This window comes from Desulfovibrio sp. SGI.102 (genome assembly GCF_050314315.1).
Classification (GTDB): domain Bacteria; phylum Desulfobacterota; class Desulfovibrionia; order Desulfovibrionales; family Desulfovibrionaceae; genus Desulfovibrio.
Map to the genome: position 1 here is coordinate 1 of NZ_JBNPNC010000032.1, position 24,864 is coordinate 24,864.

Below are 24,864 nucleotides of genomic sequence, written 5' to 3' on the forward strand. Positions count from 1 at the left end.
TAGGGCTTTTCTTCATGGAATTTCAGCGGAAGGATAAATATAAGGTTTGAGTTTCAACTACGGATGAGAACAGAGGGTTTCCAAAAAGGTTTCCCTTCCCCCCTGCAAACAAACAGCAGACAATACCCGCCTATACTTTGAAGAAGCGCAGCCGCAGCGCGTTGCTGACCACGGAGAAGGAGGACAGGGCCATGGCGGTGCCGGCGATCATGGGCGAGAGCATGGGCCCACCGAAGACATGCAGCAGCCCGGCGGCCACGGGCAGGCCCAGCAGGTTGTAGCCGAAGGCCCAGCCCAGGTTCTGGCGGATGTTGCGCATGGTGGCGCGGGAAAGGGCCAGAGCGGTGAGCACGGCGTCCGTGCCGCCGCGCATGAGGACGATGTCCCCGGCTTCGGCGCTCACGTCCACACCGCTGCCCACGGCCATGCCCACGTCGGCCACGGCCAGGGCCGGGGCGTCATTGATGCCGTCGCCCACCATGGCCACCAGCAGGCCTTCGGCCTGGAGGCGACGGATGCGCTCGGCCTTTTCGGCGGGCAACAGTCCGGCGGCCACGTCGGCGTCAGCCAGACCGGCCTGTCGGGCCACGGCCCGGGCGGTGCGTTCGTTGTCACCGGTGAGCATGACCACCCGGATGCCCATCTCGTGCAGGCGGGCCACCACCGCGGCGGATTCGGGACGCAGGGCGTCGGCCAGCGAAAGGATGCCCGCGATCTGGAGGTCGTCCCACTGCCAGCGGGCGCTGTCGTCATCACCGGCAGCGGCAAGGGCGGCACGGGCCGGAGCCAGCGCCAGCAGCAGCGGCGTCTGCCCGGCTTCGGCCAGCGAGGCCAGCCGTTCCAGCACCGCGGCATCGGGAGCGATGCGGTTCTGCTCCATGAAAGCGACATTGCCCAGGGCCACGCGCCAGGCCGTATCGCCCAGCGTCACCACACCGGCGATGCCCAGACCGGGCGCCACGTCCACGGCATCCACGGGGCAGGCGGGGCAGCCGCGTTCCTTGCCCGCGGCCACCAGGGCCAGGGCCAGCGGATGCTCGGAGCGGGCCTCCAGCGCGGCGGACAGCGTAACAAGGGCCTGCTCGTCATGGGCGGCGAGGGGGATGACTCCGGTCAGCACGGGCTTGCCGGTGGTCAGGGTCCCGGTCTTGTCCACGGCGATGGCCCGGACGTGACCGGCCTGCTCCAGGGCAGCACCGTTCTTGATGAGCACGCCCAGCTGGGCGCCGCGTCCGGTGCCCACCATGATGGACATGGGCGTGGCCAGGCCCATGGCGCAGGGGCAGGCCATGACCAGCACGGCCACGAAGACCGTGACGGCCACGGTGGCGGGCTCGTCGCTGAAGACAAGCCAGGCCAGCCCGGCCAGGGTGGCGATGCCCATGACCGCGGGCACGAAGTAGAAGCTCACCCGGTCGGCCAGTCGGGCGATGGGGGCCTTGCTGCCCTGGGCCTCGCGCACCAGCCGGATGATGCGGGCCAGACGGGTGTCCTGCCCCACATGTTCGGCGGTCATGGTCAGGGCGCCTTCACCGTTGACGCTCCCGGCCACGAGGCTGTCGCCGGGGCCCACGGCCACGGGGATGGATTCCCCGGTCAGCAGGGAAAGGTCCACGGCGCTCTTGCCGCCGGTCACGCTGCCGTCCACGGGGATGCGGGCGCCGGGCCTGATGACCAGGGTATCGCCGGGCATGACCTCGGCCAGCGGGATCTCGCGGCTCTGGCCGTCAGCCTCCAGACGCAGGGCCGTTTCCGGCGTCAGGCGCAGCAGCGCGCCCATGGCATCCCCGGCCTTGCGCTTGGCCGTGGCCTCCAGGAACTGGCCCAGCTCGATCATGGTCAGCAACACGGCCACGGATTCATAATACAGGTTCATGGCCCGCAGCTGGGGGGCGCTGCCCGCAAGGCCCAGCAGGGTCGTCCACAGGCTGTAGAGCAGGGCCGATCCCGTGCCCACGGCCACCAGACTGTCCATGGTGGGGGCCTTGTGGGCCAGGGCCAGCAGACCTTCGCGGTAGAAATGGCGGCCCAGCCAGACCACGGGCAGGGTCAGGGCCAGCTGCGCCAGCATGAAGGTTCGGGGCGCGTGGTGCGGATCGAGCCAGGCGGGCAGGGGCATGCCCAGCATATGTCCCATGGAGAGGATGAGCAGGGGCACGGCAAAGACCAGCATGGGGCCCAGACGCCCCAGACGCACGCGCCGGTCCTTTTCGTCCTGCCGGCGTTTTTTCTCGTACTGGACGGCCACGTCCTCTTCCTGTGACGGCACGGCACTGAAGCCCATGCCCGCCACGCGTTCCATGATCAGGGGCACCGTCTCGCTTTCCGTGCCCGGCTTGAGCCAGATCTGCGCCTTGGCCGTGGCCAGGTTGACCGCGATGCGCTCCACGTTCTCCATGCGCCCCACCACGCGTTCGATGCGTGAGGAACAGGCGGCGCAATGCATGCCGCCGATATCAAAACGCAAGGGACCTGCCTTTCGCGTTTCCATAAAACCTCCTGCCTGCCGGTGGTCTTGACGCTCCGTTCCGGCAGTATTATTCCTGATGGTGCTCCCATTGAAAATGAAAATCAATATGTGGGAACACAGCAAGGAGTGTCGCATGAAGATCCTCAAAGTCAACGGCATGCGTTGCGGCCATTGCAAAGCCGCTGTGGAAGAAGCCGCCGCCAAGATCCCCGGCGTGAGCAACCCCGTGGTGGACCTGGACGCCAAGGAACTGCGCTATGAAGAAAGCGCTCCGGTCGATGAGGCCGCCCTGCGTCAGGCCATCTTCGACATCGGCTTCGATCCCCAATAACCCCCACGACCGCCACATCTTTTTCAGGCCGCGCATGCGGCCTTTTTTTGTCCCCAAGCGCAGGCGCTTTTTCCTTAGAAAATATCTTATGAAATATTTTCTAATTTATTCCAATGATTCTACACGCATAGAACAACAAGCGTTCCCTACTTGCCGTGATGGCACAAAAGCCGTAATAACGAAGAGTTTTATTGTCCGCAGATCGTCAGGAGAGAACATGCGACACACCATCACTGTGGCCGGTGGCGGCAGCTGGGGCACGGCCCTGGCGCATCTGCTGGCAGTCCGCGGGCACAGGACGCGCCTGTGGCTGCGTGATGCCGCCGTGGCCGAGGCCATCAATACCAGGCACGAGAACCCGCGCTACCTGCCGGGGCTTGCCCTGCATCCCGACCTGGAGGCCGGGACGGGGCCGGAACTGCTGGGTACCGAGCTCCTTCTGCTGGCCATACCCTGCCAGCAGCTGCGCGGCTGGCTCCACGCCATGCAGGACCATCTGCACCCCGAGCCCGTGCTCATCAATGCCGCCAAGGGGCTGGAGCTGGGCACGCTTTCCCCGTGCAGCCGCATCGTGGCGGAAGAGCTGGCGGGCAGGCCGTTCCACTATGCCATGCTTTCCGGGCCGTCCTTCGCAGCCGAAGTGGTGCGCGACCAGCCCACGGCCGTGGTGCTGGCCACGGCGGAAGAAGCGCTGGGCTGCCGTCTGCGTGAACTTTTTTCCTGCGCCACCTTCCGCTGCTACTCCAGCACCGACGTGCTGGGCGTGGAACTGGGCGGCGCGCTGAAGAACGTCATGGCCATTGCGGCCGGCGTCTGCGACGGGCTGGGGCTGGGCCACAACAGCCGGGCTGCCCTGCTGACGCGCGGCCTGGCCGAGATGAGCCGTATCGGCGAGGCCTGCGGGGCGCAGGCGGCCACCTTCATGGGCCTTTCCGGCCTGGGCGACCTGGCGTTGACCTGCACGGGCGACCTTTCCCGCAACCGGCAGGTAGGCCTGCGCCTGGGACAGGGGGAGAGCCTGGAGCACATCACCTCCAGCCTGGGCATGGTGGCCGAGGGGGTCAAGACCACCTCGGCGGTCTACGACCTGGCCCGGCGGCTGGGTGTGGAGACGCCGGTGACCGATACCGTCCAGGGCCTGCTGCACGGGGGCGAATCCCCCCGCGAAGCGGTCATGCGTCTGATGACGAGGACTTTGCGCCAGGAATGACAAGCAAGCCAAAAAGAGGCTTGCACCAGTCAGGAATGTCGCGTATCTTTTGGCTAATCGTGAAAAAAATTTTTTTCACGAGGATATCCCGCCGGAAGGGCAAACGCGGGCAGATGACGCGCATCCACGTCCTCTGCAATAATTTTGTACTTTTTACCCGGCAGACAATGGGGCGCGTATGACAATACCATCCTACACGGCAAGCGGTTCCTTCATCCTTTTCATCCCGGGCCTGCTGTTCCTGCTGTACGGCGCATGGCAGGCGATCCGCCAGCGGCAGAACGCCCGCCGGCTCATCCTGTGGGGGGCCGTGCATGACGCGGGCCTCATCTGCATGGCGCTGGGTGCGGCCAATGCCGCCGCCGGTACAGGCGTCTGGCTGTTCGTGGCCTTCCAGCTGCTGGCCCGCGGCCTGAGCTGGAGCGCCCTCAATTCCCTGGCCGGGCCCGCCGCTCCGTCGGCGACCTTCGCGGCCCTGCGCGGGGCCGTCAAACTCCAGCCCGTCAATGGTGCCCTGTTCGCCCTCGGCCTCATGGCCAGCGTGGGCGGTTCGCCCTTCCTGATCCCGGAAGGGCGTCTTTTTATCACCCAGGGCATACTGGCCTCTTCCCTGCCTCTGCACTGCGGCCTGTTCTGCACCGTGCTGGCGGCCGTCACGGCCACGGTCCTCATCGCCCTGCATGTGGACGCCCTGCGCCAGTGCTTCCTGCAGCCCTGTAGCACCGCCTGTGACGGCGCTGCCTCCGGCAGCTGCCGTTCCGACGCCCTGACCCTGGTGCTGGGCGTGCTGGTGGCGCTCATGGGCCTGGCCCGCGGCCCCATGCTGGACGTGGCCGCCGGCTGGGCCGGCCTGCAGGTGGCCCACGCCACCGTCCATCCCGCCTTCTGGATCTACTTTGCCGGCGCCTTCGTCTGCGGCGTGGCCGCCTGGGCGAAATTCCGCTGGATGCCCCACCTTGGCGTGCTGGCCTGTGCCGCCGCCCTGGCCGCGACCCTGACGCTGGATGCGCCCGCGCCCGTGGCCCTGCTCTTCCTGGTGATGATCGGCTTCATCGCCTTCATCGTCTCGGTGTACTCCCTGGGCTACATGGCCCACGCCCACCGGCAGGGCTGGTACTGGTTCTTCCTGCTGCTGACCTTCGCCTCTCTGGCCGGCATCGTTTCCACGCCCGACATGGCCGCCATGTACGGCTACTGGGAACTGATGACCTTCGCCTCCTACTTCCTGGTGGTGCACGAAGCCAACCGCGTGGCCTTTGACGCGGGCTTCAAATACTACCTGATGTGCGCGGGCGGCGCCCTGCTGATGCTGCCCGGCATGCTGCTGCTGGGCAACGGCGGCCTGGGCCTTGCCGATGTCCGCATCCAGAGCGCCCTGCTTTCGCCCCATGTGCTGAACATGGCCGCCCTGCTCTGCCTCGTCGGCTTCGGCGTCAAGGCCGGTCTGGTGCCCCTGCACTCCTGGCTGCCCGATGCCCACCCCGCCGCGCCTTCCTCGGTGTCCGGTCCCCTGTCCGGTATCATCACCAAGATGGGCATGTTCGGCATCGTGGTCCTGCTGCTGGGCCAGACCAACGGCGCCCTGTTCGCCAAGGCCGAGGTCTTCGGCCTGTCCTGGTTCGGCTCCATCCTGACCTTCATGGGCGCGGCCACCCTGATCTTCGGTGAGCTCATGGCCCTGAAGCAGGACGACATCAAGCGCATGCTGGCCTACTCGACCCTGGGCCAGCTGGGCGAGATCGCCCTGGTGCTGGGCATGGGCACCTGGCTGGCCACGGCCGGCGCCCTGTCGCACATGCTCAGCCACGCCATCATGAAGGACCTGCTCTTCCTTGGTGCGGGCGCCCTCATCCTGCGGGCCGGCAGCCGCAAGCTCGCCGACCTGCGCGGTCTTGGCCAGTGCATGCCCTGGACCGTGAGCTGTATGGCCGTGGGTCTCATCTGCATCATGGGCCTGCCGCCGTTCACCGCCTTCTTCAGCAAATACCTGATGATCCAGTCCGCCATCCATGCCGGTCATCCCGCGCTGGCGGCCCTGATCCTCATCGGCTCCCTGGTGGGCGCCATCTACTACGTGCGCATCCTCAAGACCCTGGTCTTCGAGGAACGTCCCGCCGACCTGCCCATGGTGGAAGAGGCCCCGTGGTCCATCCGCGGCGCCCTCATGGCCCTGGCCGCCCTCAGCCTGCTGCTGGGCCTGGCCCCCTGGGCCCCGCTCACGCTGGTCATCCCCGTGGCCTCGGCCTGCTTCGCCCCGGCCTCCATGGATCTGGTCGTGCTCCAGTCCGTCATGGCGCCCTGGCCCATCTATGTGGCCGTGCCCGTGTTCGGTGCCCTGCTGCCGGCCTTCTTCCGCCGCAATCCCATCTGGGCCGCCCGCTCCAGCGCCTTCGTGCTGCTGCTGACCGCCGCCCTGGTGATCTTCCTGGGCCGCGACCTGGATACCCTGAGCTACTGCTTCGCGCTCATCGTGCCGCTCATCGGCGCCCTGAACGTCTTCTACGCCCAGGGCTACATGTCCCACAGCCACACCCAGTGGCGCTTCTACTGTGCCTTCACCGCCATGTGCGGCGGCCTGGTGGGCATCTCCGCCAGCATCTATCTCTTCCAGTTCTTCCTGTTCTGGGAGATCATGAGCTCGTGGACGCTCTACATGGCCATCGCTCATGAAGGCGACAAGGCCTCGCTGCGCGAAGCCTTCAAGTACTTCTTCTTCAACGTGCTGGGCGCCGGCTTCATCTTCGTGGGCGTCTGTGTGCTTGGTCCGGCCACGCCGTTCTCTTCCGAGTCCATGCAGCACCTGACCAAGATCTTCCTGCTGCCCGGCTGGGTCGTCTGGGGCGGTACCGCCCTGCTGGCCATCGGCTTCGTCATGAAGGCCGCCCAGCTGCCCTTCCGCATCGACTGGCAGATGCATCCGGCCCTGGCCCCCACGCCCGTGTCCGGCTACATATCCTCGGTGCTGCTGAAGAGCTCCATCCTGGGCCTCATCAAGCTCTTCATGCTCATGGGCGGCAGCCTGGCCATGATCGGCGTCAGCGCCGCCTGGCCCAATGAACTGATCCAGACCGTGGTCATGTGGATCGGCGGCATCACCATCGTCATGGCCGCCACCCAGGCCCTGCTGGTCAACAACGTGAAGCTGGTCTTCATCTACTCCACCGTGAGCCAGATCGGCTACATGGTGCTGGCCGTGGCTGCCGGCGGTGCCCTGGGCTACGCGGGCGGCATGCTGCACGTGGTCAACCACGTGTTCTTCAAGGACCTGCTCTTCCTCGTCTGCGGCGCCGTGATGTTCGCCACCCACGCCGACAGCCTGGATGATCTGGGCGGCATCGGCCGCAAGATGCCCTTCACCCTGTGCATGTTCGCCATCGCCGGCCTGTCCGTGGTCGGCGTGCCGCCCACCAGCGGCTTCTCGTCCAAGTGGATCATCTACCATGCCCTGATGCAGGCGGACCAGCCCTTCCTGGCCCTGCTCTCCCTGGTGGGCAGCGTGCTGACCCTGGCCTACATCGCCAAGTTCCTGCATGCGGCCTTCCTGGGCCAGCCTTCCAAGCATCTGGATCATGTGCAGGAAGCCCCGCTGACCATGCGTGTGCCCATGGCCATCCTGGCCATCGGCTGCATCATCACCGGCATCTTCCCCGGCCTGATGCTCTGGCCCATCAACGCCATCCTGGGCGACTACAACGCCGGCAGCCTGGTGGTGGGCCTCTCGGGCCTGCAGGAAGGCCCCGGTGCCTGGAACGCCACCGGCCTGAGCGTGATGATGGCCATCGCCGCCGCCGCGGGCTGGTACTTCGTGCGCCGCTTCGTGGTGCTGCGTGAAGTGGACGTGCATACCTGCGGTCTGCCCACCGAGGTGGCCACCAGCCGCATGGCGCCCTCGGGCATCTACGGCGGGCTGGTTCGCCGCCTGGCCTGGTTCCCGGGCAATACCAGCGTAGACAACAAGAGCTAGGAAGGAGAAACCGAGATGACCGACATCATTCTTGGTGTGCTGCACATGTGCATTTTCCCCGGCGGCCTGTTCGCGCTGGCTGTGGGGCTGTTGTTCAAAGGCCTTGACCGCCGCGTCGAGGCCCGCCTGCAGCGCCGCGTGGGCCCGCCGCTGATCCAGCCCCTGCTGGATATCGCCAAACTGCTGACCAAGGAGACCCTGATCCCCAAAACGGCCGTGCGCAGCGTCTTCCTGGCCGCGCCCGTGGTGGGCTTTGCGGGCATGGCCGTCTGTGCGGCCTTCATCCCCGTGCCCGGCGTGTTCAGCGGCCTGTACAACATGGGCGACCTGCTGGTGCTCTTCTACCTGCTGCCCATCCCGGCCATCGCCATCATGCTGGGCGGCTCGGCCTCCAGCTCGCCCTTCGGCGCCATGGGCTTCTCGCGTGAGATGCTCATGATGCTGGCCTACGAGACCCCCCTGCTCATGATCCTGCTGGCCGTGGCCATGCTGGTGGGCAAGGCCACCGGTACCGGTGCCGAGTTCTCCCTGCTGGCCATCGTGGACTGGCAGCAGAGCGCCGGTTCCCTGGGCCTCAACCCGGTCATGATCCCGGCCCTGCTGGCCTACCTGATCTTCCTGCCCGGCACCATGGGCGTGCCGCCCTTCGATATCCCCGAAGCCGAGACCGAAGTGCTGGAAGGTCCCCTGCTGGAATACGGCGGCCCCCTGCTGGCCCTGTTCCAGATCGGCTCCGCCCTCAAGACCTTCGTGGTCCTGGGCCTGGGCGTGGCCCTGTTCTTCCCCGGCACCATCTCCGACTTCTGGATCGTCAACCTGATCTGGTTCGTCTTCAAGTGTCTGGTGCTGATGCTGCTGTCCCTGACCCTGGTCAAGTCCGCCACCGGGCGTTTCCGCATCGACCAGGCGTTCCGCTTTTATGTGAAGGTCCCCACCGTCCTGGCTCTGGTGAGCCTGGTGCTGGTGTGGGCGCTGTAAGGAGGTCGGGCATGAGTCTGGACAACATGCTCAAGAAACTGTCGGTACGCTCGCCGTGGCTCTTCCGCATCAACGCGGGCTCCTGCAACGGCTGTGACGTGGAACTGGCCACCACGGCCTGCATCCCCCGCTACGACGTGGAACGCCTGGGGTGCCGGTACTGCGGCAGCCCCCGCCATGCCGACATCGTGCTCATCACCGGCCCGCTGACCACCCGTGTGCGCGACCGCGTGCTCGCGGTCTGGAACGAGATCCCCGAGCCCAAGATCACCGTGGCCGTGGGCATCTGCCCCATCTCCGGCGGCGTGTTCCGCGAAGGCTACTCCATCGAGGGCCCCATCTCGCGCTACATCCCCGTGGATGTGAACGTGCCCGGCTGTCCGCCCCGCCCCCAGGCCATCCTGGAAGGCGTGGTGCTGGCACGCAAGATGTGGCTCAAAAAGCTGGGCATCGAGGAATAAATGGACAGGGGGAAGCCTTTGCATCGGCTGGCCGTCTGGCTGGGGCTGCGTGACGCCGCTCCCGCTGACGGTACCGCACCTCTTGACGGTGCCTCCCCCGCTGCCGAGACAACTTCCGGGGATCAGCCCTGCCGGCGCTGCGGCATATGCCACCACGTCTGCGGTCTGATTCCCCGTACGCCCAAAGGCCCGCGCCCGGGCCCGGAGGAATAATTATGGCGGGTTTTCTGAAAATTCTGTTCCGCAATCTGCTGCAAGGCCCCAGCACGGACCCGTTCCCGCTGGGTGAAACATTCACGCCCGAGCGCTTGCGGGGCCGGGTGAAGATCGACCCCAACCTGTGCATGGGCTGCGGCGTGTGCCGTCATGTCTGTGCCGCCGGGGCCATCAACATCCGCCAGAAACCGGACAACAGCGGCTACACCATCACGGTCTGGCAGGACTCCTGCTGTCTGTGCGCCTCCTGCCGCCAGTACTGCCCCACCGGTGCCATGAGCATCACCAATGACTGGCATTCGGCCCACCTGGAGTCCGAAAAGTTCGGTCGTGTGGAGCAGCAGACCATCAATTACGAACCCTGCTCGCACTGCGGCACCCTCATGCGGCCCCTGCCGCTCAAACTGGCGGAAAAACTCTACGCCAAGAACAGCGAGATCGACCCCGACCAGATCCGTCACCTGTGCCCCAAGTGCCGCCAGATCGAGGACGCCAAGCGCAGCCTTTGTCATCTGCCCGAGCCCCACAAGGCCATGGAGCCCGCCCAGACCCCCGCTTCTGCCGCGCCCACCACGGATTAGCCGTTTTTACGAGGATTGAACATGCAAGAGATTCTGCAAGGCAACGCCGCGCTCATAGAGGCTCTGGGAGCCCTCTGCACCCGCGACCAAGCCATACATCACAGCACCGACGCCTACGGCAACGCCTTCCACTGGTTCCGTCTGGACCATCCCCGTTTCATGAGCCAGGCCGCCACCGCCCTGCAGGGCGCCCATGCCCGTCTGTGCATGATCACGGCCTACAACCTGAAGCAGCTGGGCGAACAGCAACAGGAACTGTGCTACCACTTCGAGCTGCAGGGCGTGGTCTACAACATCACCGTCACCCTGACCGCCGAACACAACACCGTGCCTTCCATCACCCCCCTGTTCGCCAATGCCGACTGGCATGAGCGCGAGATGATGGAACTGTACGGCATCCGCGTGGCCAACCAGCCCAACCCGCGCCGCCTCTTCCTTGACGAGGAACTGGACGCCGGCATCCTCAACGAGGCCGTGCCGCTGTCCATCATGATGAACGGGGCCTGCACCACGGACCTCTGGGAACGCATTCTGAAAGAAAAGGAAGGGGAACGCGCATGAGCAAGCTCACCACTTTCAACATGCCGCTGGGCCCCGTGCATGTGGCGCTTGAAGAGCCCGTCTACTTCAACCTCACCGTGGAAGGCGAGACCATCCGCAAGGTGGAGCTGACCTCCGGTCACGTGCACCGCGGCATGGAAGCCCTGGCCACCCAGCGCAACCTCATCAAGAACGTCACCCTGACCGAGCGCGTCTGCTCCCTGTGCTCCAACAGCCACAGCTTCACCTACAGCATGGCCGTGGAAAACGTGCTGGGCATGGAGATCCCCGTCCGTGCCCGCTACCTGCGCGTGCTGGCCGAAGAGATCAAGCGCGTGGCCTCGCACCTGTTCAACACCGCCATCCAGGCCCACATCATCGGCTTCAAGTCGCTGTTCATGCACGTCATGGAAGTGCGCGAGATGATGCAGGACGTGAAGGAGACCGTGTACGGCAACCGCATGAACCTGGCCTCCAACTGCATCGGCGGCGTCAAGTGCGACGTGCCCCCGGACATGCTCAAGTACATCCTGGGCATGATCGACAAGGTGGAGCCCGCCGTGGACGAGATCCGCGAGATCTATGCCACCAACTCCATGGTCCTGGGCCGTACCAAGGGCCTGGGCCTGCTGCCCAGGGAAGACGCCCTGCGCCTGGGCGTGGTGGGCCCCGTGGCGCGCGGTTCCGGCATCGCCATCGACGTGCGCAAGGATTCGCCCTATGCGGCCTATCCCGACCTGGAGTTCAAGAGCATCACCCATGACGGCTGCTGCATCCACTCCCGCACCATGGTGCGCCTGGACGAGATCTTCGAATCCTTCAAGCTCATCCGCCAGTGCTGCGAACGCATGCCCGAAGGCCCCCACTGCGTGCCCATGCGCCAGATCCACACGGCCGAAGCCTGCGCCCGCAGCGAAGCGCCCCGCGGCGAAGTCTTCTACTACATCCGTACCAACGGCACGGACATCCCGGCCCGCCTCAAGTGGCGCGTGCCTTCGTACATGAACTGGGAGGCCCTGGGCGTCATGATACGCGACTGCGCCGTGGCCGACGTGGCCCTGATCACCAACAGTATCGACCCCTGCGTCTCCTGCACGGAGCGCTAGGCCGGAAACAAGGATGCACGAAGCCAGTCTTGTCCAGGGGCTGCTCAAGATAGCCCTGAAAACTGTGGAAGACCACAATGCGGCCCACCCGGAACAGCAGGTGCGCCGCATCCGCAGCATCACCTGCGAGCTGGGCCTCATCTCCTGTGTGGAGCCGCAGACCCTGAAAGGCTGCTTCGAGATCTTTGCCCAGGGCGGCATGGCCGAAGGCGCGGAGCTCATCCTGCAGACCGCTCCCCTGCCCTGCCGCTGCACGGATTGCGGACATACATTCGAGCTGCACAGAAGGCACTTCACCTGCCCCCACTGCGGCAGCGACGCTATACGCTTCACCGGCGGACACGGTCTTGTGATGACCAATCTGGAGGTGGAGCCGGAGGAAAGCCATGATTGAGCATATTCAGGTAATACCCGACAAATGCCGCGCCTGCCGCCGCTGCGAAGTGGCCTGTATCGCCGCGCACCACGGGATGACCTTCAAGGAAGCCATGAAGCACCGCGACGTGCTGGTCTCGCGCGTGCAGGTGGTCAAGGCCGAAGGCTTCAAGACCACCGTGCGCTGCCACCAGTGCAACCCCGCCCCCTGCTGCAACATCTGCCCCACCGGCGCCCTGCAGCAGGAAGAAGACGGCCGCATCACCATGCGCGTGCAGCTGTGCGTGGCCTGCAAGATGTGCATCGCCGTCTGCCCCTACGGCACCATCTCGCTGGATACCATCGGCATGCCCGAAGAAGGCGGCGAGACCATGGCCCAGCGCAGCCGCCGCGAAGTGGCCGTGCGCTGCGACATGTGCAAGGCCTGGCGTGAAGAGAACGGCAAAAAGATCACCGCCTGCATGGAGGCCTGCCCCGTGCACGCCCTTTCCATGGTGGAGCCCGACGGCACCATCATCGAAGCGCCCAAGCCCGAAAAGAAAAAGCCCGCTGCCGCCGAATAGCGCCCACGGGCCCACAGGCTGCATGGCAGCCGCGTTTTGACGAGGGGGAAGAGGGAAACCTTTTTGAAAAAAGGTTCTCCCTCTTCCCCCTCGTGCTCCCCCATCTCCCTTCCAAAAACTTTTATCCGTCCAGGTCTGCTCCCTGCAGTTGGAGCGCAGGAAAGCCGCGGGCATCCTGTCCGGAGCATCTCCCGCACCAAAATAATGGAGCGTCCCCGCTGCCGCATGATGTACGGCAGCGGGGACGCTCTCTTGCTTTGCATCAAACAGTCTGGCCACCGGCCCCGTCGGTGCCGAAGGCACCGCGATAAAGCGCGCTGGGGAGGGGGGAGTTTGAGGGGGGAACCCCTCTCGCGCCAGCAGCGACCGGATGGCGGCCGCAGGCCGTGCCCGTTAGCGACAAGGGAGCGTTACGGGCATCGACAGCAACAATGAGGGGGTTCCCCCCTCAAAAACGATAGGCCGTCCCCATCAACGGGGCAGGAACGTTACTGGCATCGGCAGCAGCGACGAACCCCCTTTCCCCGCATCACCGGGTGCTCCCGGGCTACTTCCCGGCCATGAAATCGGACCAGCGGGCCAGCAGGGCACGCAGGGCGTTGCCGCGATGGCTGCGGGCGTTCTTCTCGTCACGGGTGAGCTGGGCGGCGCTTTTGCGGATGCTCTCGTCCCAGAACAGGGGATCGTAGCCGAAGCCGTTCTCGCCCAGGGGCTCTTCGAGGATGCGACCTTCCCAGGTACCGCGCACCACAAGCTCGCGGCCGTCGGGATGCACGGCCACCATACAGCTCACGAAGCGGCAGGAGCGGCGGGCCTGGGGCACATCGCGCAGTTCAAAAAGCAGCTTGCGCATGTTGCGCTTGTCCACGCTCTCGCCGGGCAGGCTTTCCCAGTCGTTGGAATAGCGGGCGGAATAGACACCGGGACCCTTGTCCAGGGCGTCCACTTCCAGGCCTGAGTCGTCGGCCACGGCCACAAGACCGGTGGCGGCACACACGGCACGGGCCTTGATGAGGGCGTTCTCTTCGAAGGTGGTCCCGGTCTCTTCGATCTCGCCGATCTCGGGGAAGAGGGAAAGGCCCACCACCTCGATGCCGAAGTCGGCCATGGGATCGGCCAGTTCCCGGATCTTGCCGGCATTATGGGTGGCCAGCACCACCCGCAGCTTTCCGTTGTCGTTCATGAGTTCTCCTTGCGCACCGGCAGGTGCGGTCGTTGCAGTGTCGCGATCAGGATGCCGCCGATGATGAGCATGCCGCCCACCACCTGGGCCGTGTTGACGGCCTCCCCAAGGACGATATGGGCCCCCGTGGCGGCGAAGACGGGCATGCTGTAGTAGACGATGCCCGCACGCACGGGCCCGATACGGCTGATGGCGGCCGTCCAGAGGCAGAAGGAACAAAAGGAGCAGCCCACCCCGGCATAGAGCACGCCTATGATGACGGCAGGCTCCCATTGCACGGGCGGCAGCCAGCACATCTCGGCCAGCACGGGCGGCACGCAGAACAGCGCCCCCAGCCCGAAGGTGGCGGCACTGAAGCCGAAGACCGAAAGATCCGTGCCCCGGTGGCGCATGAACAGCGAATACAGGCCAAAGCTTGCCGCTCCGCCCAGGGACCAGAGGTCACCGGGGGCAAAGCGCAGAGCCGCCAGGCGTTCCATATCGCCGCGGCTGACCAGGATCACGATGCCTGTGGCCACCACCAGCATGCCCAGCAGACGGCGCGGGGTGATGGCCTCACCGTAGAGCAGGCGCGAGAATATCAGGATGATGATGGGGGCCGTGGGCGCGATCAGGGCCATGTTCAGGCTCTCTGTGCTTTGCCCGGCCTTGTAGAAAAAGGTGTTCATCAGCGTCACGCCCAGCAGGGACATGACCACCACAAAACGCCAGTGACGGCGCAGAGCGGGCCAGTCCTCGCGCAGATGGCGCCAGGCAAAGGGCAGGATGGTGACGAAGGCCGTGAACCAGCGCCAGAAGTTGCACTGCCACGGCGGGATCATGTCCGCCACGGCGCGCGCCACCACGAAATTCCCCGACCAGATGACCACGGCCAGCAGGGCCAGCAAGTAGCCTGATGTGTTCTGTTTCATGCTTTTCCCGGCGCTGCCGTCCTCCTGCGCTCTCATAACAGGTTGCCCTGCAAATGGCAAAAGCGGGACGGGGCAGTCTTTCCTTTTCCCTGCAAACCGGCTATCTTGGCCGTTACGCGACGCATGTCGCACTGTCTCCACTCCCGCACGGGGTTCCCCCGCTGCCCACTTCCACCAAGGTTTGCTCTCATGGCTCAGACGCGCCACCTTGTCCTGGGGCTCATGCCCCGTGGGGCCGATCCCGATACCCATTGGGCAGCCGGGCCCTGGTGTTTCGATACGGAAGAAGATTTCTTTCCCGGCTGGGAAGACAGCTTCGTCTTCGGCCGGGAGCCCCTGCGCGATCCCGCCACCCTGGACAGGGCCGTGCTCATGGCCCAGTCCCTGACCGTGGACAGCATCCCCGCCCTGGGGCGGCACCTGTTGGACCTGCAACGCCGTCGCGCCGAGGAAAACAATCCCGTCAGCACCCTGCTGGGCCCGGACGAGATCGACCTGCCCGGCGTCTACTGGGAGACCCTGCTGACGCCCTGGGCCTGCACGGTGGCGCGCCAGCTGGTGGAACGCTGGCTGCGCGTGCGCGCCATGGTGGAGGACTGGGGCCACCTGCCCCTGCATGTGGAGCTGCTGCCCGAGGACTGCGCCTTTTCCTTCGCCACGGAACACGATTTCGTCATGAGCGGCGCCCTGGGCGCGGACTGGAACACCTGGCTCATGTCCCGCCTGCTGGAGGCCGTCTGGCCCGAACGCTGGACCCGCTCCTACGCCCTGCCCGTGTGCGCCTCCTATGGCCGGCTCATCCCGCCGGAAGACAGCGGCAGCCTGAAACAGCGCCTGCGGGCCTGGGCGCGCTCCTGCGTGCTGCGCCTGCCCTGCCCGCCCCTGCGCGGCATGCGGCTGCATCAGGCCCTGCGCTATTCGCTGGCCCTGCTCCATCCCAGCCGCCAGCCCGATGCCAGCCGCCCTCTGGCCGCCCATTTCGGCAGCGCGGCCACCGGTGTGAAGCACGACCTGCCGCTCGATCCCCTGCCCATTTTCATCGGCGCCCTGCCCCAGACCCTTGCCGAGCTGGATCATCCCGACCACGTCGCCCCGGCGCGTGTCCCGCGCGTGCGCGTGGCCTCGGTCCGTGCGCATGAGGATACCCATTACCGCCAGAAGCTGGCCCTCTGGCGTGCCCGCGGCCACCGTGTCATGTTCGTCCAGCACGGGGGCAACGTGGGCCAGGTGCGCTGCCTGTGCGAGACCCCGCTGGTGGAGTTCAGTCAGCACGCGTTCGGCACCTGGGGCTGGAGCCATTACGAGGCCACGGGTGCGGGCAAGGGCGGCCAGTTCCTGCCGCTGCCCTATCCCCTGCTGGCCAACATGGCCGACCAGTGGCGCGGCGGCGACGATACCCTGCTCTTCGTAGGCGCGGAGATGCCCCTGTACGGGCATCGTCTCGACTCGCGCCCCACGCCCCTGCAATGGCTCCAGTACCGGGAAGACAAGCAGTGGTTCCTTGAGGACCTGCCCCGCCGCCTGCACGACAAGATCCTCTACCGCCCCCATTTCGACGCGCCGGGCGCGCTGGACGATGCGCCCTGGCTGTTGCCGCGCTTCCCCCATGTGCGTCTGTGCAGCGGCCCGCTGGAAGCCCGGATGCTCACCTGCGCCCTCATGGTGCTGGACCATCACGGCACCACCCTGCTCCAGGCCCTGGCGGCCAATGTGCCCACCATCGCCTACTGGGACAGATCCATCTGGCCCATGACCGACGAAGCCCTGGCCCGGCTGGATCTGCTGGCCGAGGCCGGCATCTGGCAGCCTTCCGCCGAGGCGGCCGCCGCCAAGGTCCGGGAAGTCTGGGACAACCCCGCCCGCTGGTGGCTGGATGAGCGCGTCCAGTCCGCCCGCCGGGCCTTCTGCCGCGAGCACGCCTTCGTCGATCCCAAGGGCCCGGATGCCCATATCGTTTCATTGCTGCAACGCCTGTAAGGAGACCTCCCATGTCCCGTATGTCCACCGGCAGCGCCCTGTGCCGCCTGCCGTTGTTCGCCCTGCCCGCCGTCCTGGCCCTGACCCTGCTGCTGCCCGCGTCCATCCCGGCGGCCGATACCGCGGCTCCCGCCCCTGACGCCGCTCAGGCCGCAGAAAGCGTCCCCAGTCCCGAAGAGCGCGCCGCGGAAGCCGTGCTGGGCGAAGTCCAGAGCGCCCTGGACAGCAAGGATTACAAAAAAGCCGTCACCCTGCTCACGCCGCTCACCAAAAACGGCAATGCCGAGGCCCTGTACATCCTCGGCCGCCTGACCCAGGACGGGCGCGGCGTCAAAAAGAGCCCCCAGCGTGCCGTGACCCTGTTCCGTCAGGCCGCCGACAAGGGCCTGGCCAACGCCCAGAACGCGCTGGCCACCGCGCTGGCCACGGGCGACGGCGTGCGGCGCAACTACGGCGAGGCCGGACGCTGGTTCCGCAAGGCCGCCGAGCAGGGCCTGGCCATGGCCCAGTATAATCTGGGCTACCTCTACGCCCACGGCCGCGGCATGCGCAAAAGCGAGAACGAGGCCATCGACTGGTACGGCCGTGCCGCCAACCAGGGCCTGGCCGATGCCCAGTACTCCCTGGGCTGGATGTACCTCAACGCCAAGGCCAGCAACCAGGACGACACCAAGGCGGCCCACTGGTTCCAGCGCGCCGCCGAACAGGACCACCTCAAGGCCCAGAACAATCTGGCTTACATGTACGCCGAAGGCCGCGGCTTTGCCCAGGACAACCTCAAGGCTGTGGAATGGTACACCCGTGCCGCCGAGCGCGGCTATGCCGAGGCCCAGTACAACCTGGGCTTCATGTACGAACAGGGCCGCGGCGTGCCGCAGGACTACGCCAAGGCAGTGGAATGGTACCGCAAGGCGGCTGAGCAGAACGAGCCCGCCGCCCAGTACAGTCTGGGCCTTATGTACGACCAGGGCACCGGCGTGCAGCGCAACCTTTCCGAAGCCACCCGCTGGTACCGTCTGGCCGCCAAGAACGGCGACCCTGACGCCAAGGCCTATCTGCGCGCCCAGAACCGCAAGTAACGACGGAGATTTTTTATGAGGGGGAGAGGGAGACCCTTTTGGAAAAGGGTCCTCCCTCTCCCCCTCATGCTCCCCCTCTCCTTCCCTAAAACTTTTATTATGGCCCCTGACGGTCATCAGAGACGCCGAAACCGTGCCGGGCGTCTGTGTCCCCGGCAGCACAGAAACGCCCCGTATCAAGACGATACGGGGCGTTTTTATGCCATCCAGAGGAATAGAATATATGGACGAAGCGTGAGCCTTGCGCCGGCCCGATTCAGCCTTGCGGCACCATGTCCGCCATACAGCGACGGAGACCCGCCATACAGACCAGAAGAAAAGTTTTTTCGGGGTGGGGAAGAGCGCGAGAGGGGGAGGGGCAGTTTTTACCAAAAAACGCCCCTCCCCCTCTCGTATCTCTTTCCCCGGTTCAGACGGGGAGGATCAGTCGTCATGCCGGGCGGCACGACCGCAAAAACGTCCCTGCAGCTCGTTGAGCTGGTTCACGGCTTCGCGTCCGTTGGCGATATTGTGTACGAGTATCTCGCTTTGCTGCGAAAAACGGTTGCCCACCCGCACGGTGTAGCTGTTGAACAGCCAGCTGCTGAAACCCGAGGTGAAGGCCGCATCTTCCATGTCCCGCCATTTGACGCCCACGGCGCCCCGGTTCCAGGGCAGGATGCCCCGGTACAGCCAGACGCCCTTGCTGTCGGCATACAGGTGCACGCTGCGCACCAGCAGGACCCTGTAGACCATACACAGCACCAGCAGGGCGCCCACGCCCGCGAAGATCCAGAAAAATTCCGGCATGTAGCGCTGCCCGGCCACGCACAGGGCCACGCAGACCAGCAGCATCAGCACCGGTCCGGCCCAGGCCAGCCAGGACTGGCGATAACTGAGCAGGGGCCGTTCGGCGGCATCGCTGCCCTCAAGGATATGTTCATCAGACATGCGCGTTCCTCCTTGGAAAAGGACGTCGCTGTGAAGGGCTCCGGGGCGCAGGCACGCCCGCAAGAAAACACGAGGGGCGTGTCTTTGGGAAAAGGTCTCCCTTCCCCAGGACACGCCCCATCACATCACAACATCAGATCTCGCTGCCCGGGGCCAGATGCAGCAGGCGCTCCAGTTCGGCGGTGGCGGCATCGCTGTCCCGGCCCTGGCGACGGGCCAGATCGGGCAGGTTGTCCACGGCATCGCAGGGGCGCACATACAGCGGCTCGATGTCCTCAGGAGCGTAGTCACCATGCCTTGCCAGCAAACACAGGGCCTCGGTGGAGGCATGGATGCAGGCGGGCAGGCAGGTCACGGCAGGCAGGTTTTCCAGCGGCGCGCAGGCGTCCGCATTGCGCCGCAGGCCCGTACCGCAGACCAGCGTGGCGTCCGCCGTATCGGCCGTGATGGCCGCCACGGCCTCGGCCGGCGTGCACAGGGTCACGCCCTGCAGGGGCTGGGCCGGGATCTCGGGCCCGTAGCTGATGAAGGGCTGGCAGTGGACAAGGTTGCGGCGGGCATGGGTCAGGACCCAGACGTGGCCGCCGTAGAGCATGCCGCGCCGCATGACGGCCGTGGTGGCCAGGGCCTGCATGTAGTCCAGCCCGGCCAGCTGCGCCCGGCCGCAACGGCGCAGGGCCGCGGCCGTGGCCAGGGTCAGGCGGATGCCCGTAAAGGAGCCCGGCCCGCGCACGCAGGCGATGCGGCGCAGATCGCTCCACCGGATGCCCAGCGACGTGGCCAGCTCGGCCAGCGCCGGGGCCAGGATCTCCGTGGCCCGCTCGCTGCGGTACCATTCCTGCGCACAAAGGATGGCCTCATCCTCCGTGACCACGATCTGCAGCACGCCTTCAGCGGCGTTGAGTATCAGCTCCAGTCCCGTTCCCGGGACAGCGTGTGTCGCCATATCGATTTCTCCCGCCGGACGCTAGGGGGCCGTCTTTTCCACGGCCGGGGCCTCGTCCGGCGTATTGATGATGCGTGTCACGTCGTTGAAGGTGGCAAAGATCATCAGGCTCAGCAGCAGGGCCATGCCCACGCGCATGCCCCATTCCTGGATCTTCTGCGGCACGGGGCGGCGGAAGATCATCTCGATGAGGCAAAAGAGCATCTGGCCGCCGTCCAGCACGGGCACGGGCAGCAGGTTGAGGATGGCCAGGTTGATGCTGATGAGCGCCGCCAGACCGAGCACGCCCACAAGGCCCTGCTCCGCCTGCTGGCCCACCATCTGGGCGATCATGATGGGGCCGCCCACCTGATCGGCGGGCACCACGCGCTGGGCCAGCTTGACGAAGCTCTGCCAGGTCAGGTCCACCAGACGCCAGGTCTGGACAAGGCCCGTCTTCAACGCCTCGGAAAAGCCCAGTTCTTCCACGCGCACCGAGCCCAGCGGCCCGATGCCGATGAGCCAGGCTTTCTCATCCTCGCCAAAGATGGTCTTGCGCGTGCTCCACTGCGGCGTCAGGGTCAGTTCCAGTTCCGTGCCCTGGGTCATGCCCTCGGCGGGCTGCCGGGCCACGGTCAGGGTCAGGGGGCGGCCGTTGGCCTCGGCCACGGTCGGGGATATCTCGTCCCATGAATGGAGGGGACGGCCGTCGATGCTCAGGATCAGGTCGCCCTTCTGCAGACCGGCCTGTGCCGCCGCGCTCTGGGGCATGACGGCGCCCACCTGCGGCAGCATGACGGCATTGCCCCAGCCCCAGGCCACCACCCAGCACAGGATGCAGGCCAGCAGGATGTTGGCGAAGGGCCCGGCCGCGATCACGAGGAAGCGCTGCCACGCGGGCCGCAGGGAAAAGCATTCCTCCCGGGTGAAACCGCTGGGGATGTCGTTCTCGTCGTTCTCGCCCACCAGGGCCACATAGCCGCCCAGAGGCACCAGCGACAGGGCGTATTCCGTCTTGCCGTGACGGTATTTGAGCAGTTTGGGGCCAAAGCCCAGGGAAAAGGTGGACACGCCCATGCCCAGCCAGCGGGCCACGGCGAAATGTCCCAGTTCATGGAAAAAGATCAGGCCGCCAAGGACAATGATGGCGGCAACGATGGTCGTCAGCACTCGTCAACTCCGGCGCGGGCCAGCTGTTTCACCAGCTCGCGTGTTTTCAGGTCAAGGCGCGACATGCGCTCTGTCAAGATAGTCACTTCCCGTTCAAGGGCAAGACTGTCATCGCCGCTACAGGACAGCGGCGGGCAGAACGGTTCGTGCCCCGGCTCGCCGGCGGCATGGGCATCCATGGCGGCCGAGACCAGATCCGCGATGTCGGCAAAGGCGCATTTGCCGGACAGGAACAGCTCCACGGCGGCCTCGTTGGCGGCGTTCATCACCACCGACATGCCGCCGCGTTCCCGCAGGGCGCGGCGCGCCAGCTTCAGGGCCGGGAAGGCCTCGTCGTCAGGGGCGAAGAACTGCAGGGTACCGGCCTTGACCAGATCCAGCGGCGGCACGCCCGTATCCACGCAGCGGGGCCAGAACAGGCAGGACGCGATGGGGATGCGCATGTCCGGCGTGCCCAGCTGCGCCAACTGGCTGCCGTCCGTGAACTGCACCAGCGAATGCACCAACGACTGCGGATGCACCAGCACCGTGATCTTTTCCAGCGGCACGCCGTACAGGTGGAAGGCTTCCACCACTTCCAGGGCCTTGTTCATCATGGTGGCCGAGTCGATGCTGATCTTGGCGCCCATCTTCCAGTTGGGATGATCCAGGGCCTGCGCGCGGGTCACGTTGCGCAGCTCCTCGCGGCTGCGGCCGCGGAACGGGCCGCCGGAGGCCGTCAGCAGCAGGCGGTCCACCTCCTGCCCGCGTCCGGCCAGGCACTGGAAGATGGCGTTGTGCTCGGAGTCCACCGGCAGGATGCTGGCATGGGTACGGGCGCAGACCTGACGCAGCATGTCACCGGCCAGCACCAGCGATTCCTTGTTGGCCAGGCAGATGACCTTGCCCGCCAGCGCGGCCGCCAGCGTCCCGGCCAGGCCCGCCGCGCCCACCTGCGCCGAAAGCACGGTGTCCGCTTCGGGCAGGGCCGCCAGACGGGCATAGCCTTCGCTGCCCACCAGGATCTCGGGGGTGTAGCCCGTGGGCAGCAGCTTGCGCAGGCCCGCTGCCGAAGCCTCGTCCAGCACGGCCAGATACGGGGGACGGAACTCCTGCGCCTGCTCGGCCAGGGTCTTGATGTTGCGCGCGCAGGAAAGGCCCAGCACCACGCATTCACGCCGCCGCGAACGGATGGCCGCCAATGTGTTGCCGCCGATGGAACCGGTGGACCCCAAAAGGACAAGCTGGCGCACGCCGCGCCGCCACGCCTCGGAAGGCGCTTCCGAAATATACCGAATCGCAGGGCCGTTCAGCCCGGGCCACAGATCTGACATGTGTTTCTCCTTTGTCTCCGGGACAAAATCGTCCACAGCATGCCAAAAATCCCTTGCCGCGTCGAGAGCGGGCGGAGGGAGGAAGGAGGGGGATGCAAGCGTGTTTGCGGGGGAAGGGAGGGCTGGGGACGCGCAGACCCCGCCACCCTGCAGCCTCGCCGCGCTTGACCCAGCCCGGATGCCGGGCAATGGCCGTCATCCGACGGCTATTCCACAGAGCGCAAGCGGATCTATTCCCCGCCAGCGTCCCCCCAAAAAACGCCAAAGGGGCCGGTCCCCCAGAAGAAGACCGGCCCCTTTGCAAAATCGGGCTCAGCACGGGCAGCCGATGCTTCCATCAGCTGCCGGCGGCATGACGGCTAAAAGAAGAAGAACCACTGGTCCACGACGGCGAACATGGGCATGGCGAACAGGATGCTGTCCGCACGGTCCAGGATGCCGCCATGGCCGGGCAGCAGGTTGCTGGAGTCCTTCACATGCACCGCGCGCTTGAGGGCGGATTCGAACAGGTCGCCCAGCTGGGCAAAGGCATTGATGGCGATCCCCAGCAGGGCGAAGGCCCACCAGCTGGCGCTGCCCAGGCAGGCGCCGTAGATGGTGCAGAAGATGACGCAGCCCACCAGGCTGCCCACCGCGCCTTCGGAGCTCTTGTTGGGGCTCACGCGGGGCCAGAGCTTGTGGTGCCCGAAGCGGGTGCCCACGAAATAGGCGGACGTATCGGAGACGGCCACGGCCGCCAGCACGAAGATGAGCTTGGTGGTGGAAAGATAGGTGGCGGGCAGCAACAGCAGCGGGATGTAGGCCAGACCGGCCATGAAGATGCCGCTGGCGGCAAAGGCGGGCACGCCTTCCTCTTCCACCTCGTTCCAGCGGAACAGGAAGCTCATGGCAGCCAGCACGAAGCCCGCGCCCAGGCAGACCAGGGCGTCCTGCGTGCGGTGGGCCCAGGTCAGCGTCAGCATGCCCCAGCCCAGGGCGATGGCGCAGACGCGGCTGGGGATGCGCTTGTTGCCCCAGAACAGGGAGAAGAACTCCCACAGGCCCAGCGCCGCCACCAGCAGGATGAGGGCAAGCAGCACCCAGCCCCGCAGGACGAGGGCAAGAACGACGATGGCGGCCAGAACGAGGCCGGTGATGGTTCGGCGGATGTCGGTGGCGTGATCAACGGCCATTGATTTGCTCCTGGGTTTTCCCGAATCGGCGCGAGCGTCCGGCGTAGACGGCCAAGGCCTCGTGCAGGGCCTCCACGCCGAAGTCGGGCCAGGGCGTGGGGGTGAAGTAGAATTCGCTGTAAGCGCACTGGTAGAGCAGATAATTGCTCAGGCGCTGTTCTCCGCTGGTGCGGATGAGGAAGTCGGGGTCGGGCTGTCCGGCGGTGTACAGATGGTCGGCCAGGCTCTGTTCGGTGACGTCCTCGGGGCGCAGGCCCTCGGCCATCATGCCGCGCACGGCGCGCACCAGCTCGGCGCGGCCGCCGTAGTTGAGGGCCAGGTTGAGCACCATGTCCGTATTGGCCGCCGTGCGGCGCAGGCCGTGGCGCAGGGCCGTACGGGCGGCCAGGGGCAGGGCCTCCATGTCGCCCAGGATGTTCAGGCGGATGCCCTCGCGCTCCATGCGGGGCACTTCCTGGCCCAAAAATTCCAGCAGCAGGGAGAACAGGGCCGAGACTTCGGTCTTGGGCCGCGACCAGTTCTCGCTGGAAAAGGTGTACAGGGTCAGGTGGCGGATGCCCAGACGGCGGCATTCGGTCACGATGGTGCGCACGGTCTCGGCACCGGCACGGTGCCCCGCCTCGCGCGGCAGACCGCGGGCCTGGGCCCAGCGGCCGTTGCCGTCCATGATGATGGCCAGGTGTACGGGAAGATGGGTAAGCGTTTCGCTCATGGTACCTCTCTGAACCGGGGACGACAGGCCCGGAAAACATGACCGTGCCGAAAAAAACACGGCCCGGTGCCCCTGGGGCTGGCCGGGCTGCGGAAAACGTCCGGGAGCGGCAGGGCCGCTCCCGGAAGGCGGACACTAGATGTCCATGATTTCCTTTTCTTTGGCCTGGCTGCGCTTGTCGGCATCGGCCACGAACTTGTCGGTCAGCTTCTGCACTTCGGCTTCGGCCTTCTTCTGTTCGTCTTCGGTGATGGTCTTTTCCTTCTCCAGCTTCTTCAGGGAGTCGTTGGCATCACGACGCACGTTGCGCACGGCCACCTTGGCGTCTTCGGTGTACTTGCGGGCCACCTTGACCAGCTCCTTGCGGCGCTCTTCGGTCAGCGGCGGGATGTTGATGCGGATGATGCGGCCGTCATTGACCGGGGTCAGGCCCAGGTCGGACTTGAGGATGGCCTTCTCCACCACGGAGATGCCGCCCTTGTCCCAGGGCTGGATGGTGATGGTGCGGCTGTCGGGCACGGCCACGGAAGCCATCTGGGAGATGGGGGTGGGGGTGCCGTAGTAATCGGCCTTGATACCGTCCACCAGGGCGGTGGTGGCGCGACCGGTGCGCAGTTTCTGGAAGTCGCGCTCCAGAGCGGCCATGGCTTTTTCCATGCGGTCTTCGGTATCCAGAAGGATGGTATCGATATCCATA

The 24,864-nt window shown here is 66.0% G+C and carries 22 protein-coding genes; 12 read left to right on the forward strand and 10 right to left on the reverse strand.

What is annotated here, in order from left to right:
• Positions 1-130: 130 nt before the first annotated feature.
• Positions 131-2,491 (reverse strand): heavy metal translocating P-type ATPase, encoded by a 2,361-nt coding sequence (locus tag ACQRCJ_RS08105; protein WP_427799608.1) that lies wholly within the window; start codon positions 2,489-2,491, stop codon positions 131-133.
• A 112-nt stretch (positions 2,492-2,603) separates the two neighbouring features.
• Here ACQRCJ_RS08105 and ACQRCJ_RS08110 point away from each other — a divergent pair, with 112 nt between their 5' ends.
• The 10 genes from ACQRCJ_RS08110 to ACQRCJ_RS08155 all read left to right on the forward strand — a co-directional run bounded on the left by ACQRCJ_RS08110 (position 2,604) and on the right by ACQRCJ_RS08155 (position 12,795).
• Entirely contained in the window at positions 2,604-2,801 is a 198-nt protein-coding gene (locus ACQRCJ_RS08110; RefSeq protein WP_040369785.1) for a heavy-metal-associated domain-containing protein, read from the forward strand.
• A 217-nt stretch (positions 2,802-3,018) separates the two neighbouring features.
• Positions 3,019-4,011 carry an NAD(P)H-dependent glycerol-3-phosphate dehydrogenase gene (locus ACQRCJ_RS08115; protein WP_303930708.1) on the forward strand — a complete coding sequence of 331 codons (993 nt, stop codon included), beginning with the start codon at positions 3,019-3,021 and terminating at the stop codon, positions 4,009-4,011.
• Positions 4,012-4,189: 178 nt separating this feature from the next.
• Entirely contained in the window at positions 4,190-7,975 is a 3,786-nt protein-coding gene (locus ACQRCJ_RS08120; RefSeq protein WP_427799609.1) for a complex I subunit 5 family protein, read from the forward strand.
• A 15-nt stretch (positions 7,976-7,990) separates the two neighbouring features.
• On the forward strand, positions 7,991-8,953 hold the full coding sequence (locus ACQRCJ_RS08125) for a respiratory chain complex I subunit 1 family protein (protein WP_297140034.1): 963 nt from the start codon (positions 7,991-7,993) through the stop codon (positions 8,951-8,953).
• An 11-nt stretch (positions 8,954-8,964) separates the two neighbouring features.
• Positions 8,965-9,414, forward strand: a complete 450-nt coding sequence (locus tag ACQRCJ_RS08130) for an NADH-quinone oxidoreductase subunit B family protein (protein ID WP_006007884.1) — start codon at positions 8,965-8,967, stop codon at positions 9,412-9,414.
• A 215-nt stretch (positions 9,415-9,629) separates the two neighbouring features.
• Complete coding sequence (locus ACQRCJ_RS08135; protein WP_204625528.1) at positions 9,630-10,211, forward strand: 4Fe-4S binding protein; 582 nt, start codon at positions 9,630-9,632, stop codon at positions 10,209-10,211.
• 21 nt (positions 10,212-10,232) lie between these two features.
• Complete coding sequence (locus tag ACQRCJ_RS08140; protein WP_289616677.1) at positions 10,233-10,772, forward strand: NADH-quinone oxidoreductase subunit C; 540 nt, start codon at positions 10,233-10,235, stop codon at positions 10,770-10,772.
• Positions 10,769-11,857 carry a nickel-dependent hydrogenase large subunit gene (locus ACQRCJ_RS08145; RefSeq protein WP_427799610.1) on the forward strand — a complete coding sequence of 363 codons (1,089 nt, stop codon included), beginning with the start codon at positions 10,769-10,771 and terminating at the stop codon, positions 11,855-11,857. Before ACQRCJ_RS08140 ends, ACQRCJ_RS08145 begins: the two co-directional genes overlap by 4 nt.
• Positions 11,858-11,870: 13 nt before the next feature.
• Positions 11,871-12,251 carry a hydrogenase maturation nickel metallochaperone HypA gene (hypA, locus tag ACQRCJ_RS08150; protein WP_204625526.1) on the forward strand — a complete coding sequence of 127 codons (381 nt, stop codon included), beginning with the start codon at positions 11,871-11,873 and terminating at the stop codon, positions 12,249-12,251.
• Positions 12,244-12,795, forward strand: a complete 552-nt coding sequence (locus ACQRCJ_RS08155; RefSeq protein WP_204625525.1) for a 4Fe-4S dicluster domain-containing protein — start codon at positions 12,244-12,246, stop codon at positions 12,793-12,795. The genes hypA and ACQRCJ_RS08155 overlap by 8 nt, the downstream gene beginning before the upstream one ends.
• Positions 12,796-13,342: 547 nt before the next feature.
• On the opposite strand, the gene rdgB is transcribed toward ACQRCJ_RS08155, so the two are convergent.
• Both rdgB and ACQRCJ_RS08165 read right to left on the reverse strand, forming a co-directional pair.
• Positions 13,343-13,978 carry an RdgB/HAM1 family non-canonical purine NTP pyrophosphatase gene (gene rdgB, locus ACQRCJ_RS08160; protein ID WP_278337908.1) on the reverse strand — a complete coding sequence of 212 codons (636 nt, stop codon included), beginning with the start codon at positions 13,976-13,978 and terminating at the stop codon, positions 13,343-13,345.
• Positions 13,975-14,889 (reverse strand): DMT family transporter, encoded by a 915-nt coding sequence (locus ACQRCJ_RS08165; protein WP_204625522.1) that lies wholly within the window; start codon positions 14,887-14,889, stop codon positions 13,975-13,977. Before ACQRCJ_RS08165 ends, rdgB begins: the two co-directional genes overlap by 4 nt.
• A gap of 189 nt (positions 14,890-15,078) precedes the next feature.
• Between ACQRCJ_RS08165 and ACQRCJ_RS08170 the strand changes: the two genes are divergently transcribed.
• Positions 15,079-16,866, forward strand: a complete 1,788-nt coding sequence (locus ACQRCJ_RS08170) for an LIC12162 family transferase (RefSeq protein ID WP_297230337.1) — start codon at positions 15,079-15,081, stop codon at positions 16,864-16,866.
• A gap of 11 nt (positions 16,867-16,877) precedes the next feature.
• Positions 16,878-17,945 carry a tetratricopeptide repeat protein gene (locus tag ACQRCJ_RS08175; protein ID WP_427799611.1) on the forward strand — a complete coding sequence of 356 codons (1,068 nt, stop codon included), beginning with the start codon at positions 16,878-16,880 and terminating at the stop codon, positions 17,943-17,945.
• Between the two features lie 423 nt (positions 17,946-18,368).
• Here ACQRCJ_RS08175 and ACQRCJ_RS08180 read toward each other — a convergent pair whose 3' ends face one another.
• The 7 genes from ACQRCJ_RS08180 to frr all read right to left on the reverse strand — a co-directional run bounded on the left by ACQRCJ_RS08180 (position 18,369) and on the right by frr (position 24,863).
• On the reverse strand, positions 18,369-18,875 hold the full coding sequence (locus ACQRCJ_RS08180; RefSeq protein ID WP_168935883.1) for a hypothetical protein: 507 nt from the start codon (positions 18,873-18,875) through the stop codon (positions 18,369-18,371).
• A 133-nt stretch (positions 18,876-19,008) separates the two neighbouring features.
• Positions 19,009-19,821 (reverse strand): tRNA (adenosine(37)-N6)-threonylcarbamoyltransferase complex dimerization subunit type 1 TsaB, encoded by an 813-nt coding sequence (gene tsaB / locus ACQRCJ_RS08185; protein ID WP_297139697.1) that lies wholly within the window; start codon positions 19,819-19,821, stop codon positions 19,009-19,011.
• Positions 19,822-19,842: 21 nt separating this feature from the next.
• Positions 19,843-20,970, reverse strand: coding sequence for an RIP metalloprotease RseP (rseP, locus tag ACQRCJ_RS08190; protein ID WP_204625519.1), 1,128 nt, complete (start codon positions 20,968-20,970; stop codon positions 19,843-19,845).
• Complete coding sequence (gene dxr / locus ACQRCJ_RS08195; RefSeq protein ID WP_303933440.1) at positions 20,964-22,283, reverse strand: 1-deoxy-D-xylulose-5-phosphate reductoisomerase; 1,320 nt, start codon at positions 22,281-22,283, stop codon at positions 20,964-20,966. Before dxr ends, rseP begins: the two co-directional genes overlap by 7 nt.
• 359 nt (positions 22,284-22,642) lie before the next feature.
• Positions 22,643-23,455: a phosphatidate cytidylyltransferase gene (locus ACQRCJ_RS08200; protein WP_168935880.1), complete on the reverse strand. Its 813-nt coding sequence runs from the start codon at positions 23,453-23,455 to the stop codon at positions 22,643-22,645.
• A complete protein-coding gene (locus ACQRCJ_RS08205) occupies positions 23,445-24,167 on the reverse strand; it encodes an isoprenyl transferase (RefSeq protein WP_297139706.1) in 723 nt (240 codons plus the stop codon). The genes ACQRCJ_RS08200 and ACQRCJ_RS08205 overlap by 11 nt, the downstream gene beginning before the upstream one ends.
• 135 nt (positions 24,168-24,302) lie before the next feature.
• On the reverse strand, positions 24,303-24,863 hold the full coding sequence (gene frr / locus ACQRCJ_RS08210; protein ID WP_168935878.1) for a ribosome recycling factor: 561 nt from the start codon (positions 24,861-24,863) through the stop codon (positions 24,303-24,305).
• Position 24,864 lies beyond the last annotated feature (1 nt).

Coding starts and splice junctions, on each gene's coding strand:
- ACQRCJ_RS08140 (WP_289616677.1), top strand. CDS start 10,233: ATGCAAGAGATTCTGCAAGGCAACGCCGCGCTCATAGAGGCTCTGGGA.
- ACQRCJ_RS08155 (WP_204625525.1), top strand. CDS start 12,244: ATGATTGAGCATATTCAGGTAATACCCGACAAATGCCGCGCCTGCCGC.
- ACQRCJ_RS08115 (WP_303930708.1), top strand. CDS start 3,019: ATGCGACACACCATCACTGTGGCCGGTGGCGGCAGCTGGGGCACGGCC.
- dxr (WP_303933440.1), bottom strand. CDS start 22,283: ATGTCAGATCTGTGGCCCGGGCTGAACGGCCCTGCGATTCGGTATATT.
- hypA (WP_204625526.1), top strand. CDS start 11,871: ATGCACGAAGCCAGTCTTGTCCAGGGGCTGCTCAAGATAGCCCTGAAA.
- ACQRCJ_RS08125 (WP_297140034.1), top strand. CDS start 7,991: ATGACCGACATCATTCTTGGTGTGCTGCACATGTGCATTTTCCCCGGC.
- ACQRCJ_RS08110 (WP_040369785.1), top strand. CDS start 2,604: ATGAAGATCCTCAAAGTCAACGGCATGCGTTGCGGCCATTGCAAAGCC.
- ACQRCJ_RS08200 (WP_168935880.1), bottom strand. CDS start 23,455: ATGGCCGTTGATCACGCCACCGACATCCGCCGAACCATCACCGGCCTC.
- ACQRCJ_RS08175 (WP_427799611.1), top strand. CDS start 16,878: ATGTCCCGTATGTCCACCGGCAGCGCCCTGTGCCGCCTGCCGTTGTTC.
- tsaB (WP_297139697.1), bottom strand. CDS start 19,821: ATGGCGACACACGCTGTCCCGGGAACGGGACTGGAGCTGATACTCAAC.
- ACQRCJ_RS08165 (WP_204625522.1), bottom strand. CDS start 14,889: ATGAAACAGAACACATCAGGCTACTTGCTGGCCCTGCTGGCCGTGGTC.
- ACQRCJ_RS08145 (WP_427799610.1), top strand. CDS start 10,769: ATGAGCAAGCTCACCACTTTCAACATGCCGCTGGGCCCCGTGCATGTG.
- rdgB (WP_278337908.1), bottom strand. CDS start 13,978: ATGAACGACAACGGAAAGCTGCGGGTGGTGCTGGCCACCCATAATGCC.
- ACQRCJ_RS08120 (WP_427799609.1), top strand. CDS start 4,190: ATGACAATACCATCCTACACGGCAAGCGGTTCCTTCATCCTTTTCATC.
- ACQRCJ_RS08170 (WP_297230337.1), top strand. CDS start 15,079: ATGGCTCAGACGCGCCACCTTGTCCTGGGGCTCATGCCCCGTGGGGCC.
- ACQRCJ_RS08205 (WP_297139706.1), bottom strand. CDS start 24,167: ATGAGCGAAACGCTTACCCATCTTCCCGTACACCTGGCCATCATCATG.
- frr (WP_168935878.1), bottom strand. CDS start 24,863: ATGGATATCGATACCATCCTTCTGGATACCGAAGACCGCATGGAAAAA.
- ACQRCJ_RS08105 (WP_427799608.1), bottom strand. CDS start 2,491: ATGGAAACGCGAAAGGCAGGTCCCTTGCGTTTTGATATCGGCGGCATG.
- ACQRCJ_RS08180 (WP_168935883.1), bottom strand. CDS start 18,875: ATGTCTGATGAACATATCCTTGAGGGCAGCGATGCCGCCGAACGGCCC.
- ACQRCJ_RS08135 (WP_204625528.1), top strand. CDS start 9,630: ATGGCGGGTTTTCTGAAAATTCTGTTCCGCAATCTGCTGCAAGGCCCC.
- ACQRCJ_RS08130 (WP_006007884.1), top strand. CDS start 8,965: ATGAGTCTGGACAACATGCTCAAGAAACTGTCGGTACGCTCGCCGTGG.